We start from the raw sequence: 13,028 nt of genomic DNA, 5'->3' as shown, positions 1-13,028 counted from the left end.
TTCAAGGGTGGCAATGGAGCGATGGCGCTCGTTCCAAAAGACCGCCCAAATTCGAGGTAAACGTCACGCAATCACGGCTGAGGGCTCCGGAAGCGCTGGTCGCGATTCGCATCGAATCCCGGAACACGCCAGTGGCTGGATTAATGTCCGACACAATTCACACGCTCTCGACGACGGGACTGACGCCGAAGCGGCAGATCCAGAGCTGGATCGACGGGCTGACGAGTCTGTGCGGACACTTTGATGTCGATCCGCTGGAGGCATCCTCGCTCGAAGGGCGCATCGACTACACCTCCGTCTCGCGCCTGAAGCTCTGCCAGATCGAGGTGAGCCAGCATCGCATCGCGCACACGCTGGCGCGCGCCAAGGCCAACGAACACCCGTACATCAAGATTCACTTCCAGACATATGGCGTGTCCTATTTCGAGCAGGAAGGCCGCCACATCGAGCTGAACCCCGGCGACATCATCGCCTATGACGTCTCATGCCCGCATCTGATCGTCAGTCCCGCCTTCACGCGCCACGACGTGGTGATCGTGCCGAAGGCACTGCTGCGCGATCGCGGCTTCCCGTCGCAGCGCATGCCGGCCTGCAAACTGTCGGCGAAGACGGGGACGGGACGGATCGCCCATGATTTCGTCCATGCCACGTTCGACGAGGCGGCGAAGCTGTCGGCCAACAGCGCGGTCGGTGTCGCCGATTCGCTGATCGACCTGTTGCTGCTGCCGCTGCGCGAAGCCGACACGATGTTCGATCGGGTCGGGCCCGAGGCGATGTATGTGCGTGCCCAATTTTTCATCCGCGAGCACCTCCGCGATCCCGATCTGTGCATCGACCAGATCTCCGCCGAGCTCGGCTGCTCCAAGCGCTATCTGCACATGCTGTTCTCGGAGCGCGGCACCACGGTGAGCGATTACATCTGGCAGGCACGCCTCCAGAACTGCCGCCAGGAGCTCGAGGCTCACGGCGGCAAGACCATCACCGACGTCGCGTTCTCGTGGGGCTTCTCCAGCTCATCGCATTTCAGCCGCGTGTTCCGGAAATACTTTGGTGTGGTGCCGTCCTCGATCCACAAGGGGCAGCAGGGCGCTGTCGCCGTGGACGAGAACTAGGCGCGCCTCACGCTGCGGCCCGTCCTGGAGCCGCTTGCCGGACGCGCGATCCTCTCAGGTCGTTGTCGCAACGTAGGGAATGCTGGCCACGAGAGCGGCGACCAGCACTGCGTTGCACAGCATTGCCTTCCAATGCAAACGACGCAGCTGGCGTACCGCGTTCGCATCGCCCGCATCTCTGGCGCTGAGCTGATCATCCATCTGTCGCATGAACCACGGGCGGCCCCAGATCGCCAGGACCGCAATCAGGCCGATGCCTGCGGCGAACAGCGGCCGTCCGGCGAAGATGAAAGCTGCCGTCCCGATCGTGCCGGCAACGCTCACCATTCTGAACTGGATGTTGAACATCCCGCGCAAGAGCTGCGTGACGGGCGGGATGTCGAGCTTCACCAGCAGGAAAGCAGGCGACGCCAGCAGGAAATAGCCCATCGGGAAAAGCAGGATGACCAGGGCGGCCACGGCGAGGGCATCGGGTCTCATGCGAACGGCCTTTCTCGTTCGGGAGGGCAAGGCAAGGGGCTTCCGGCGGTAGCGCACGATCATAGCCGGCCAGGGCGCTTGCGACACTAGGCTTTGGTCGGATGCGAAGGGGGCGAACCACGTCTCCGCACCACACGCTGCCAGACGATGTCGGTCAGGGCCACTGCGATGAGGCCGAACGCCCCACCGATGATCACATTGGCGACGCGCTCCTCCGCAATGCCGCTGGCGCCGCCGGCCAAGGATGCAGCGAGCGCGATGAAGAAGCAGCGCAGGCCGAAGCCGACGATATAGCGGGAGAACGAGATCAGCGTGAGCGTGGCCGCGAGAACCGCAAGCGCATAACCGACGCGGTTCTGCGGCAGCGCGAGGCCAGCGAGGAAGCCCAGTGGCACACCGACGAAGGCGCCGATGGCACGTTGCTTCAGCTTGTCGGTGGAGGCGGAGAGATCTCCGACCACGACGCTTGCGGCCGACCACATCACCCATTGCCCCTGCGCAAGATCCAGAATTTCGACCAGGGCCGCTGCGGCAAAGACGGCGATGGCGGTTGCCGCCGCAGGCAGCAGCCATTCGGCCGCAGGCGGTCCGAACGAGGTCGCGATATTGTCTTGCCGCCGCTGATTATAGATCTGGATGCCGCAGACCAGCGCCAGCGCAACCGGTGAGGAGACAATGATGATGCCGGCATGACGCAGCGCTTCTGGCGCGTTCACACCCTCACGCACCTCGCAGGCAAGATAGACGGCCGGAATGAACGCCCAATTGCCGAGCGTCCGGAAGTGCTCGCCATAGCGCGTTGCCGCCACCGCAAGGAAGCCGGCCAGCGCCGTCAGCACAACGAACAGCGGTTTGATCGGAGCGGCGAGAAAGAGAGCCGCAAACGCCACGAGGATCGCAAGGTAGTGCCACGCGATCACTTTGGACGGAAGGTGCAGCCGCAGTGCCGGAATGAGCAGCGACACCGCAATCAGTCCCAAATTCAACAGTGCCGTCTCGCGCGAGATGAAATAGGCGGCAACGAACGGGCCGACCCCGATCAGCGCGCGCAGCAGCTCGCCGCTCTTGATTTCGCGGGCAAGGACATCGCGCAGGCCGGCGGAGGGCGGGATGGTCGGGGCGTTCACAGGGCACCAAAAAGGGGCGGATGAATGCCTCGATCATAAGGCTCCGGATGCCGCTCGGCCAGCGGACGGATTATGGCGGGCGCTCTCCACATTCTTGCTGTCATCGCCCGCCTTCGCGGGGCATGAGAGCGGAGAGCGGTGCGGCATGGCGGTCGCGACGACCTCACCTCTGAATGATCTTCGTCCAGACGTCTCCGAGGATCGCCGGCTCGCGCGGCGGCAGATAGGTCAGGCCGGCTTGCTTGCCGAATTCGGTGATCTTGCCCTCGGCCGCAAGATCCGTCAGCGCCTTGTTGACGGCCTCGATCAAGGCAGGATCGTTGCCAAGTCCGACATAGCCGCGATTGGCCCCGATCGGATAATAATAGCCGGAGGCTGATATCGCCGTATCGGGATGCGCGGCGCGGTGGGCATCGTAGCGCGCGAGATCGATCAGGGTCGCATCATAATCGCCGCGATCAAGCGCGCCCAGAAGGTCGTCGCGTGCGGGCACGAGATGGGTGATGTTGTCGATCAGCCGCCCCTTGTCGAAGGTCATCAGGATGGCGTCGCCGAGCGATCCGCTTTCGATCGCAAGACGAAGACCGGCGAGGTCGCCGATATCGCTGATCTTGCGGTCGCGCGCCTTGGGCCCGAGCACCACCGTCATCGGCGAGTAAACGTAAGGCCGGCTCGGCGCGAGTACGCCGAGCGCAACGCGGCGGCGTCGGTCATCGCGCGTGGCGCCCGCGAAATCCGGCAGGCGCGCCGTCTTCAGGCCGGGCTTGACGAGGGAATCCGTCGTCAGTGCGTAGCCGCCGACCAGGGAGCAGCGACCGTCGGAGAGCAGCGCATTGGCCTCGAGCTGCGGGCTCGAATCTTCGTCCAGCTTGCTCTCGAACCACTGGATCCTGAGCGGGCGTCCGATCCGGTCCGCGATCGCCTGCGCCAGCAGCACGTCGAAGCCGGAATCCGGCTTGCCGCGGTGATGCGCCGAGAGTGGCGGCCGGTCCTCGTCGAGACAGATGCTCAGCGGATCTGCCGCCCACGCCGCCGTTGCCGAAGCCGCGAGCATCGCGGCGAGACCGAGTACTGCCAGCCGGCCCCTCATGGCTTCCTCCGGCTCGAGATGAAGGCCCAGAGATTTCCGATCTCGTCGTCGTTCAGAATGTCGCCCCAGGGCGGCATCTTGTTGTTCTTGCCGTTCTTCACGGTGGTGACGAAGCGCGTCCTGTCGTCGGGAAAGGCGCGCAGGTCCGGCGTGATGGTGCCGGAATTCATCATGTTGGGGCCGTGGCAGTGCGAGCATTTTTCGGCATAGGTCGACTTGCCGTGGTCGATCTGCGCCTGCAGCGGATTGCCGTTCGAATCATCCGCGGCGCGAACGGTCGCCGCAAGCGCGACCGTCAACACCGCGACGGTGGCGAGGATCGCCACCGTCTTCTGAGCAATGTCTCTCAACGTGTCTGGCCGTTACTGCTTCACCGCAAAGACCCACAGCGAGCCGCCGGGCGGCACCTTGGCCAGCCGCTCGTCGCCGGAGAACAGCGAGTAGACGCCGCCATAGCCACTGGTGACGGCGATGTACTGCACGCCGTCCTGTTGCCAGGTCACCGGCTGTCCCTCGATGCCGGAGCCGGTCTGGAACTGCCAGAGCTTCTTGCCGGTGTCGGCGTCGAAGGCCTCGAACTCGCCGGTCAGCGCACCCGTGAATACGACGCCGCCCGCGGTCGACAGCACGCCGGAGAAGCGCGGGATGTCGCTTGCCGCCTCCCACTTCGCCTTGCCGGTCATCGGATCGATCGCCTTCAGATGGCCGCGCGCGCCGTCACCCCATTCCCAGGGATCGGTGAGGTCCATGCCGAGATACCATTCACCCTGCTTGAAGGTGGCCGGCTCCGACTTGTACCTGCCGCCGAAGGCGAGCGTGTTGGCGTAGGCGAGGCCGGTCTGCGGATTGAACGACATCGGCTCCCAGTTCTTGCCGCCGAGGATCGACGGATAGACGGTGACCTTCTTGCCCTCGCGCGCATCCTTGACGACGTCGGTCTCGGTCGGACGGCCGGTCTTCAGGTCGACGCCGGTTGCCCAATTCACCTTCACGTAAGGATTGGCCGCCAGCACCTTTCCGTTGGTGCGGTCGAGCACGTAGAAGAAGCCGTTGCGGTTGGCATCCATCAGCACCTTGGTCGGCTTGCCCTCGACGTTCATGTCGGCGAGGACCATCTCGGCCACCGAGTCATAGTCGAACGGATTGTTCGGCGAGAACTGGTAGTGCCACTTGATCTTGCCGGTCTTGGGATCCATCGCCAGCACGGAGCAGGTGTAGAGATTGTCGCCGGGGCGCACGGCCGCGTTGAACGGGCCGGGATTGCCGATGCCCCAATAAACCGTGTTCAGCTCTGGATCATAGGAGCCCGTGATCCAGGTCGAACCGCCGCCGAGCTTCCAGGTGTCACCCTTCCAGGTGTCGCCGCCGGGCTCATCCGGCGAGGGGACCGAATGGGTGCGCCAGAGATGCTTGCCCGTTGCCGGATCCCAGCCGTCGATGAAGCCGCGGGTGCCGAACTCGGCGCCGGAGATGCCGGTGATGACGACGCCGTCGGCGACCAATGGCGCCACCGTCATCGAATAGCCTTCCTTGATGTCGGCCGCCTTCTGCCGCCACAGCTCCTTGCCGTCCTTGGCGTCGATCGCGATCACGTTGGCGTCGAGCGTGGTGCGGAACAGCTTGCCCTCGTAGAGCGCGCCACCGCGATTGATGATGCCGCAGCAGACGATACGCGGCGTCTCGGCCGGATATTCGATCTTGGATTTCCAGATCTGCTTGCCGGTCTTGGCGTCGACCGCCATGGTCGCGTTGTGAGAGGTCACGTAGATCACGCCCTGGTACACCAGCGGCTGCGATTCCTCGCTGCGATCGTCGTTGAAGGAATAATTCCAGACCGGGACGAGGTTCTTGACGGTGTCCTTGTTGACCTGGTTCAGCGTCGAGAAGCGCTGGAGATTGTAGCCCATCCCGTAGTTCAGAACGTTCGACGTATCGGTTGCGCCTTTGACCAGTTGATCGGTCGTCTGTGCGCTCGCAACCGAGCATGCGGATATGACGAGGCTCGCGGCCATCGCAAAGCGTTTCATCCGTTCCTCCCAATATGCGCGCCTTTTGACGCTGCGATTGCAACACTCCGCCCGAAAGCAAAACCCGTCAATACGAAAGTCGAAAGCGCGCTGCCGATATGTTGGACGCCAGATGCCAGGCTTGATGCGGTAATCTTCGAAGAATTTTGCGCGTCTTGCGCGAATGCGCTGCACCAATTTCCACGGCGCGAAGATTGGCGCAGCGCGAAAATCTTGACGCGAACGGGTTCGTCGCAGGCGAAGCATCGCAATTCGGCTTGAACCGAGGCGGGCTTGCGGACTTATGTTGTCGCGATCCCCCGCGAATCGGGGTTCATGGTCAGGGAGGTCAAAATGATATCGCGTCGCTCAGTTGCGCTAGCGCTCACGTTTGCCGTGCTCTCCGGTCCGGCCTGGTCGGCATCCGGCGGCGCCGTCAAGATGTTCGACACCGACAATGACGGCACGCTCGATCTCGCCGAGGTAAAGAAGGCCGCCGCCGCGCTGTTCGCGAAGCTCGATCCCGATCATGATGGCACGCTCGACGCGCGTGAATTGCGCGGACGGTTAACGGCGAAAGAACTCGCCGCCGCCGACCCCGATCACGACGGGACGCTGACGCTCGACGAATATCTCGCCGTGGTGGAGCAGCGCTTCAACGCGGCGAATCCCGACAAGGATGGAACGCTGGATGCGAAGGAGCTGAACTCGCGCGCGGGTCGCGCATTGCTGCGACTGTTGCGCTGAGAACACCCGCGCTTGACTGGGAGCGAAGGCGGTTTGCCCGAGAGTGAACTGTACGCGTGTTCACTGTGTTCGCGGTCCCATTCCAGGCTTGCGCAGTTGCTGAGGCAGCCCTAGGTTTCGCCCGGCGCGATGTCGCGCTCAATACTTGGGGAGACCCGAATGGCCTGGAAAGCTCCGAAGATCGTGGAAGTGCCGGTCGGCATGGAAATCAACATGTACGCCTGCGCTGCGCGCAAGTAGGACTGACGACCTGCCGCGGCTTCGATGGCGAATACCGTCGAAGCCGTGGTAGTGTTCGTGATGCGCATTGGAGCCCACACAATCTGGACGGCGATCGCGTGCACGCTCACGCTCGTGCCAATATGCGCTAGCGCCGAAGAGGGCTTCGACACCGAGCACATCTTCGGCTTCATGATCGGCAGCGATGTCGGCAATCCCGGCGAGCGCGAATTCCAGACCCAGACGACGGGACGCTTCGGCAAAAGCGGTGGCACCTATCGCGCCCTCAGCCAGGAGGTCGAGATCGAAATCGTGCCGCTGCCGAATTTTCGCATTGAAGTCGGCGCCAACGCCACGCTGCACGACATCACCGGCGTCCCTGATATCGACGACCGCCGCCAGTTCAACTTCCAGGGCCTCTCGCTCGACCTGCGTTATCGCCTGCTCGACCGTGAGCGCGCCCCGTTCGGGATGACGATCGCCGCCGAGACCCATGGCGATCGCATCGACGAGGTCAGCGGCGCCAAGGGACGGATGTACGGCACTGATTTCACGCTCGCCTTCGATCGCGAGCTGATCCCGAATTTTGCGATCGGCGCGCTCAATCTGATCTACCAGCCGGAATGGACACGCTTCGAGGTGAGCGGGCTGTCCGAGAAGAGCTCCACCATCGGCGCCGCTTTCGCCGGCATGGTGCGCGTCAGCCCAAACGTGCTGCTCGGCGGGGAGATACGCTACTTCCGCCAGTATGAAGGCATCGGCCTCGGCGCGTTCTCAGGGCAAGCCCTGTTCGTCGGGCCAACCGCCTACTTCCAGCTCTCCGAGCAATCGCGGCTCACCTTGAGCTGGAGCATGCAGGCCTGGGGCCGTCCGGCCGGATCGGGCGCCAATCTCGACCTCGTCAATTTCGAGCGGCACCAGGCGCGGCTGGTGTTCGGGATTAACTTCTAGCTAAGCGGGTTCCAGCGCATCCCTCACGCCGGATTGAAACTTCCGGCTCCTCGCGACGTATCCCTTTGTGCTAGACTTAATCGCTTCCGCGCGAGGATCCCTGCATGAATCCGATCGACCTGGTGGTGACTGTGTGTGCGGTGCTCTCGCCTGCGACCTGCGAGGAGCAGCATATTGTGTTCAACTACGCGGGGTCGCCGACGCAATGTGCAATGGCCGCGCCGCCCTATATCGCGCAATGGGTCGGTGATCACCCGAAGTGGCAGGCGGTGCGCTGGCGCTGCGAATATCCCCACCCGAACGACAAGGCGTGAGCGGCTCGCGCTACTTCGTGCAGTCCTTCAAATCCTTGTCGGCGATCGAGAACACCGCATCGGCCCTGATCTCGATGTCGCGGACGACGCATTGCCGGGAATTGGGATAGCTGACCTTGGCGTCGTAGCGGCCGGGCTCGACGCCGGTGATGCGCAGCCGCTCGTCGTGGTCGACCTCCTTGTCCTTGTCGTTCAGGCACTGGTTCGGGCCCCAGTCGGTCTTGCCGCTAGGCGCGAGCTGGAAGCCGGAGATCGTCTCCGACGTCAGGTTCCAAAGTCGGATGCCTTTGCCCTTGGCCTGCGCGGCGGCTTCGCCGGCAAGCGTCAACAACGCGATCAAAGCCAGAACCCAACGCATCTGCCAGTCCTCCCAAAGGCGCGCCGTCATTCCCTGATCAGGCGCTCGCGGTTCTTTGCCTTGTCGAAATTTCTGGCGCGGTCAAGGCCGATCGGTGCGATCAGCTTCGCCGAGACGAGATCGGCGCCGTCGAAATCGGCGTCGATGACGATGGCGCCGGTCAGATCGGCTCCGCCGAGTTGGGCGTTTTTCAGTGATGCACCGGTCAGATCGGCGCCCCTGAGGGCCGCGAATTCGAGGTCGACGCGCGACAAATCGGCGTTGCGCGCGTTCAGCCGTTCCAGGTTGGCGGATCTCAGCACCGCGCGCATCAGCCCCATCGACTGGTTGCGCATATCGGCGCCAAGATGCGCGTCCGCGATCGAGGCGCCGACCAGGCTTGCGCCGGTGAGGTCGGCAGCGATGCGCGCTCCCGACAGGTCCGCGCCGTCGAGACGCGCGCGGGCCATTTGCGACGCGAACAGATTGGCGCCCTTCAGGCTTGCCCCGGTAAGATCCGCATCCAGCAGCCACGCCTGATCGAGGATCGCACGGTCAAGCCTGGCGTCTCGGAGTATTGTCTTGTTGAGCCGCGCGGTGCGGAGAACCGCGTTGGACAGGTCCAGCCCCGAGAGATCGAGGCCCGACAGACGCTTGCCGGTGAAATCGGCAGGCTGCGCGGCGCTCGCTTTGGCCAGCACGGCCTCGACCTCTGGCCTGGTCATTTCGGCCGAGACCATCGCGGGGGAGGTGAGGTCGACGTCGCGCATCATGTCCTGCGCGCTCGCCGTCACCGCGACGAGTGCGAGGCCAAGCGTTGCAAGACCACGCGTTGCGAGGGCGACCGTCCGCGTCATCATCAACTCCGACGCCGGCCTGTCTAGCACGTCCGCCAAGCGACCGGCTATGAGACATCTCGCTCGGCGCGGTCGCCTTGAGCTCGTCGGGCGAGGCCGGCCTTGATCGCCGCAATCTCGGCTTCGCCGCGTGCGTCGCGCGGGGTACCGATAGGCACCTCGGCCACGATCCGCGCCGGCCGCGGCGACAGGAAGAACAGCCGATCGCCCAGGCGCACTGCATCGTCCAGGCTGTGTGTCACCAAAAGCGTCATCACCGGCCGGCTCGCGACGAGCGTTGCAATCTCATCGCGCAGGCGTCCGGAGAGAGCGTCATCGAGCGATGCCAGCGGTTCGTCGAGTACCAGAATATCCGGCTCGACGGCAAAGGCGCGGGCGAGCGCCACGCGCCGGGCCAATCCCAGCGAGAGCTCGCCGGGATAGTGGCTGCGATGCGCCTCCAGCTCCAGGATTCTGAACAGTTCGGACAGTTTGGCGTCGCTGACGGCGGGGGCCGCCAGCCGCACATTCTGCTCGACCGAGCGCCAAGGCAACAGCCGCGGCTCCTGGAACACCATGCCGATCCGCGCGTTCGGCGGGCGCGCGACGGTGCCTTGAAAATCCGGATCGAGTCCGAGGATGATCCGCAGCATCGTGCTCTTGCCGCAGCCGGACGGACCAATGAGCACGCCGACCTCTCCGTCTCCTAGCGAGAACTTGATCGGCGCCAGCACGTCCTGCGTCCCGCCCGCCGCGTTCTTGAACGCTTTGCCTGTGATCTCGACCTCAAGCCGCACGGGGCCGCCACCGCGTTGCGCGGGCCTCGAACGGCTGCACCAGCGCCGTCTCGATCACGAGCACGACCGCGGCGAATGTCAGGGAATAGGCCAGCAGCCGCGGCGTGTCGAACAGCTGGAAGGCAACGCCGATCTCGAAGCCGACGCCATTCGGCCGTCCCAGCAGTTCGGCGACCAGCACGATTTTCCACACCAGCGACAGGCCGGAGCGGGAGGAGGCCGCGATATAGGGCGCGAGCTGGGGCAGCACGACATGGCGGAAGGCGCGCCAGCGCGGCATCGCGAACACGGTCGCCATCTCGTCGAGCGAACGATCGAGCGCGCGCGTGCCTTCGCGCAAGGTGACGACTGCGGTCGGCAGCTTGTTGATGGCGATGGCAGCGATCGCCGCCGCCTCGGTGAGCCCGGCCCAGATATAGGCCAGCACGATCACCACCAGCGCCGGCAGGTTCAACAGCAGGATCAGCCAGGGATCTCCGAGCCGGTCGGCGAGCTTGACCCGGCCCATCCAATAACCGATCGCGCTGCCGAGCGACATCGCCAGCACGAAGGACAGCGCGACGCGCGCCAGCGTCGCACCGAGATGCAGGAACAGCGCGCCGCTCGTGGCCTCCGCAACGATGACGTTGAGCACGGCGGGCGGGGAGGGCAGTTTTGCGCCGCCGACGAACAGCGCGGCTGTCCACCAGATCGCAAGGAGCAGGGCAATCGACAGAAGGCGCAGCACCTCAGTCTCCGGGGACGGCGTGATAGAACGTGCCGGGATCGAGCTCGGCCGCCGGACCGACCAGGTCGCGGCCGCCGATCTCGGCCAGCACGCGATAGAGCACGCGCGCATCCGCTTCCTCATCGCTGATGTTCCGGCGCGGAATGCCGTCACGATAGCGGTCTCGGTAGGTCTTGAGCATGGCTGGATCAGTCGCGCCGGTGAGCGGGGCGATCTTGTCCCAGGCTGCATCCGAGGTGACCAGCAGCTGCTTGGCCTTGCGGGTCATTGCGATGAAACGCGCCACGGCGTCACGATGGCTCGCGGCCCAGCTCTCGTCGAAGACATAGCCGACGGCGGACACCGCGCCCTTGGCGCCGAGTTTCGGCAAAATCTCCTCGATGCCGGCGAGGCGCCGGAAACCCTTGGCCTCGAGTTGGGCGCAGAAATTCCAGAAATTCAGGCTCGCATCCATCTCGCCGTCGAGCGTCTTGGCGGCGATCAGAGGCGGCGCGCCATAGGCGATCGTCGCATCCGATTTGAGGTCGATGCCGTCCTGCTTCATGCGTGCTTGCAGCAGCAGCCAGCTCTTGTCGATCGGGCCGCCGCCGACGCCGAGCTTGCGGCCCTTCAGATCGGCGAGCGTCTTGATCGGCGATGCCGCGGGCACCATCACCGCGCCGAGCGCGCTGGAATAGGGATAGAAGGTGAGCTTGGCGCCGAGTGCGCGCTCGCGCGAGACCCACAGCCAGTCCGACAGCATGATGTCGGCATTGCCGGCGCGCAGCGCGATCTTGCCGGCCTCGGGGCTCGCAAGCTCGGTGACCTCCAGCGCCAGATTGGCCTCCTTGTCGAGCCCGGCCTCGCGGATGGTCGCCAGTTCCCAGGAGAACGTTCCGGTCTTCTGCACCGCCAGGCGAATGATATCCGCAGCATGGGCGGGCATGCCCAGCGCCAGCATCATCGCGAGCGCCAATGTTCGTCCCAAAACTCTCATCACCTTGTGAGCCATTTCCGCAGATTGCGTGCTTTTCAGGACAATAGGCATAGCATAGCTTTCATCGCAACCAGCGGGAGGACGCTCATGAGTTTCGCGGGACAGGTACGACCGATTGTCGCCGCTATGGTCGTGCTCGCGGCGACGATTTACGCGGTGCGGGCCGAGGAGGCCAATGATTATCCGACGTCGGCGCGCGCGGAATATGTCTATGGCTGCATGAAGGCCAATGGCGAGACGCGGCAGGCGATCGAACAATGCTCCTGCTCGATCGACGTGGTCGCCTCGATTGTCAGTTACGAGCGCTATGTCACCGCCGAGACCGCACTCAGCATGTCCCAGGTCCAAGGCAATCTCGGCACCCAGTTCCGGACATCAGAGCAGGCGAATTCGGCCGTGAATGATTTGCGGCGGGCGCAGGCCGAGGCGGAGGTGAGGTGTTTCTAGCTGAAGATAGAAGACCTAAGTCCCCGGCTTCTCCACATCCCATTCATTCCGGAACAGGTGCCCATCCGTGTCCTTGGCCTCCGCGCGGAATCGCTTCGCGCCGTTGGAGACATAGGTGAAGCGCAGATTGGGATCTTCCGAGATCGAGATGCCGCCTTCCATCGACAGCACGGGGCTGTCGTCCTGCGTCAGCTTCAGCTGGTTGACGAAGAAGGCGGGAATATAGAGCTGCGTGACCTGATCCATCTGCAGGCCGGAATTGTTGGGATGGCCGATCATGATCTGGGCCTCGCGGATGCGGCTCGCCGGCGCCTCCTCGCGCCCGAATTGCCGGTAGCGCATCTGGCCGAGGCGGTTCTGGGCCTCTTCCGCGTTCTTCCCCGCCGGGGCCGAGCAGCCGCCTGACGCCTTCACATAGGTCTTGGAGACGTAAAGCTGGCCGTCGCTGAGCTCCGCCACCGCATGGACGTCGGTGTAATTATTGACGCGCACGCGCGTGGAGATCTCGCTGACATTGGCGTCCGCGCCGAGCTCGAATTTCGCGGCCATCGGCGCCGGGTTGCGGTCGATCACCAGCGTGATCGATCGGATGCGGCGGCTATCTGCGGGTGAGAGCTTGCTGCGCAGGGTCACCGGCACGATGGCCGCATCCTCGGCGCGATAGGGCATCTCGATGGCGATGACGTCGTTGCCATCGTTCATCGGACGGTTGCTGAAGATATCCTGCACCAGGCCAGGCCAGGGATCGTAGGCCTCCTCGGCGCTCGCAGGCAGTGCGAAGGCAATGCCGAGCAGCGCGGCGATCAGGGGCAGGCGGCGTGTGCATCCCGTCATGGTCGTGGTCCTGCGAGGACGAAGCAGT

At 64.3% G+C, this 13,028-nt stretch carries 17 protein-coding genes; 6 read left to right on the top strand and 11 right to left on the bottom strand.

What is annotated here, in order from left to right:
- Nucleotides 1-143: 143 nt before the first annotated feature.
- Nucleotides 144-1,112, top strand: a complete 969-nt coding sequence (locus FXB40_RS05100) for a helix-turn-helix domain-containing protein (protein WP_148771114.1) — start codon at nucleotides 144-146, stop codon at nucleotides 1,110-1,112.
- A gap of 54 nt (nucleotides 1,113-1,166) precedes the next feature.
- Here the strand turns inward: FXB40_RS05100 and FXB40_RS05095 are convergent, their stop codons facing one another.
- The 5 genes from FXB40_RS05095 to FXB40_RS05075 all read right to left on the bottom strand — a co-directional run bounded on the left by FXB40_RS05095 (nucleotide 1,167) and on the right by FXB40_RS05075 (nucleotide 5,836).
- On the bottom strand, nucleotides 1,167-1,592 hold the full coding sequence (locus FXB40_RS05095) for a hypothetical protein (RefSeq protein ID WP_148771113.1): 426 nt from the start codon (nucleotides 1,590-1,592) through the stop codon (nucleotides 1,167-1,169).
- Nucleotides 1,593-1,678: 86 nt separating this feature from the next.
- A complete protein-coding gene (locus tag FXB40_RS05090; protein ID WP_148771112.1) occupies nucleotides 1,679-2,719 on the bottom strand; it encodes an FUSC family protein in 1,041 nt (346 codons plus the stop codon).
- Nucleotides 2,720-2,882: 163 nt separating this feature from the next.
- Complete coding sequence (locus FXB40_RS05085; RefSeq protein ID WP_148771111.1) at nucleotides 2,883-3,809, bottom strand: substrate-binding periplasmic protein; 927 nt, start codon at nucleotides 3,807-3,809, stop codon at nucleotides 2,883-2,885.
- Nucleotides 3,806-4,159 (bottom strand): c-type cytochrome, encoded by a 354-nt coding sequence (locus FXB40_RS05080; protein WP_148771110.1) that lies wholly within the window; start codon nucleotides 4,157-4,159, stop codon nucleotides 3,806-3,808. Before FXB40_RS05080 ends, FXB40_RS05085 begins: the two co-directional genes overlap by 4 nt.
- Before the next feature lie 12 nt (nucleotides 4,160-4,171).
- Entirely contained in the window at nucleotides 4,172-5,836 is a 1,665-nt protein-coding gene (locus tag FXB40_RS05075; RefSeq protein WP_148771109.1) for a methanol/ethanol family PQQ-dependent dehydrogenase, read from the bottom strand.
- 333 nt (nucleotides 5,837-6,169) lie between these two features.
- Here FXB40_RS05075 and lanM point away from each other — a divergent pair, with 333 nt between their 5' ends.
- The 4 genes from lanM (at nucleotide 6,170) to FXB40_RS05055 (ending at nucleotide 8,046) form a co-directional block, all read left to right on the top strand.
- On the top strand, nucleotides 6,170-6,562 hold the full coding sequence (lanM, locus tag FXB40_RS05070; RefSeq protein ID WP_148771108.1) for a lanmodulin LanM: 393 nt from the start codon (nucleotides 6,170-6,172) through the stop codon (nucleotides 6,560-6,562).
- Nucleotides 6,563-6,721: 159 nt separating this feature from the next.
- Nucleotides 6,722-6,802, top strand: coding sequence for a pyrroloquinoline quinone precursor peptide PqqA (gene pqqA / locus FXB40_RS05065; protein ID WP_012029362.1), 81 nt, complete (start codon nucleotides 6,722-6,724; stop codon nucleotides 6,800-6,802).
- Between the two features lie 24 nt (nucleotides 6,803-6,826).
- Complete coding sequence (locus FXB40_RS05060; protein ID WP_148771107.1) at nucleotides 6,827-7,732, top strand: DUF6662 family protein; 906 nt, start codon at nucleotides 6,827-6,829, stop codon at nucleotides 7,730-7,732.
- Nucleotides 7,733-7,836: 104 nt separating this feature from the next.
- Nucleotides 7,837-8,046, top strand: coding sequence for a hypothetical protein (locus tag FXB40_RS05055; protein ID WP_045006746.1), 210 nt, complete (start codon nucleotides 7,837-7,839; stop codon nucleotides 8,044-8,046).
- 10 nt (nucleotides 8,047-8,056) lie between these two features.
- Here FXB40_RS05055 and FXB40_RS05050 read toward each other — a convergent pair whose 3' ends face one another.
- From FXB40_RS05050 to FXB40_RS05030, 5 genes are read right to left on the bottom strand one after another with little or no spacing between them, the layout of a single operon-like run.
- Nucleotides 8,057-8,404 carry a hypothetical protein gene (locus FXB40_RS05050; RefSeq protein ID WP_148771106.1) on the bottom strand — a complete coding sequence of 116 codons (348 nt, stop codon included), beginning with the start codon at nucleotides 8,402-8,404 and terminating at the stop codon, nucleotides 8,057-8,059.
- A 26-nt stretch (nucleotides 8,405-8,430) separates the two neighbouring features.
- Nucleotides 8,431-9,240 (bottom strand): pentapeptide repeat-containing protein, encoded by an 810-nt coding sequence (locus tag FXB40_RS05045; RefSeq protein WP_187436676.1) that lies wholly within the window; start codon nucleotides 9,238-9,240, stop codon nucleotides 8,431-8,433.
- 47 nt (nucleotides 9,241-9,287) lie between these two features.
- Nucleotides 9,288-10,016, bottom strand: a complete 729-nt coding sequence (locus tag FXB40_RS05040; protein WP_148771104.1) for an ABC transporter ATP-binding protein — start codon at nucleotides 10,014-10,016, stop codon at nucleotides 9,288-9,290.
- Nucleotides 10,006-10,743, bottom strand: coding sequence for an ABC transporter permease (locus tag FXB40_RS05035; RefSeq protein WP_148771103.1), 738 nt, complete (start codon nucleotides 10,741-10,743; stop codon nucleotides 10,006-10,008). Before FXB40_RS05035 ends, FXB40_RS05040 begins: the two co-directional genes overlap by 11 nt.
- A gap of 1 nt (nucleotide 10,744) precedes the next feature.
- Entirely contained in the window at nucleotides 10,745-11,686 is a 942-nt protein-coding gene (locus FXB40_RS05030; RefSeq protein WP_246207380.1) for an ABC transporter substrate-binding protein, read from the bottom strand.
- Nucleotides 11,687-11,806: 120 nt separating this feature from the next.
- Between FXB40_RS05030 and FXB40_RS05025 the strand changes: the two genes are divergently transcribed.
- Nucleotides 11,807-12,166 (top strand): hypothetical protein, encoded by a 360-nt coding sequence (locus tag FXB40_RS05025; protein WP_187436675.1) that lies wholly within the window; start codon nucleotides 11,807-11,809, stop codon nucleotides 12,164-12,166.
- A 15-nt stretch (nucleotides 12,167-12,181) separates the two neighbouring features.
- On the opposite strand, the gene FXB40_RS05020 is transcribed toward FXB40_RS05025, so the two are convergent.
- Nucleotides 12,182-13,000, bottom strand: a complete 819-nt coding sequence (locus tag FXB40_RS05020; protein ID WP_148771100.1) for a quinoprotein dehydrogenase-associated SoxYZ-like carrier — start codon at nucleotides 12,998-13,000, stop codon at nucleotides 12,182-12,184.
- Between the last annotated feature and the right edge of the window lie 28 nt (nucleotides 13,001-13,028).

Origin of the sequence: Bradyrhizobium rifense (assembly GCF_008123425.1) — a bacterium.
Lineage (GTDB): Bacteria > Pseudomonadota > Alphaproteobacteria > Rhizobiales > Xanthobacteraceae > Bradyrhizobium > Bradyrhizobium rifense.
Note: the sequence above shows the minus strand (reverse complement) of the source record. Positions and strands in the feature narration are given on the sequence as shown.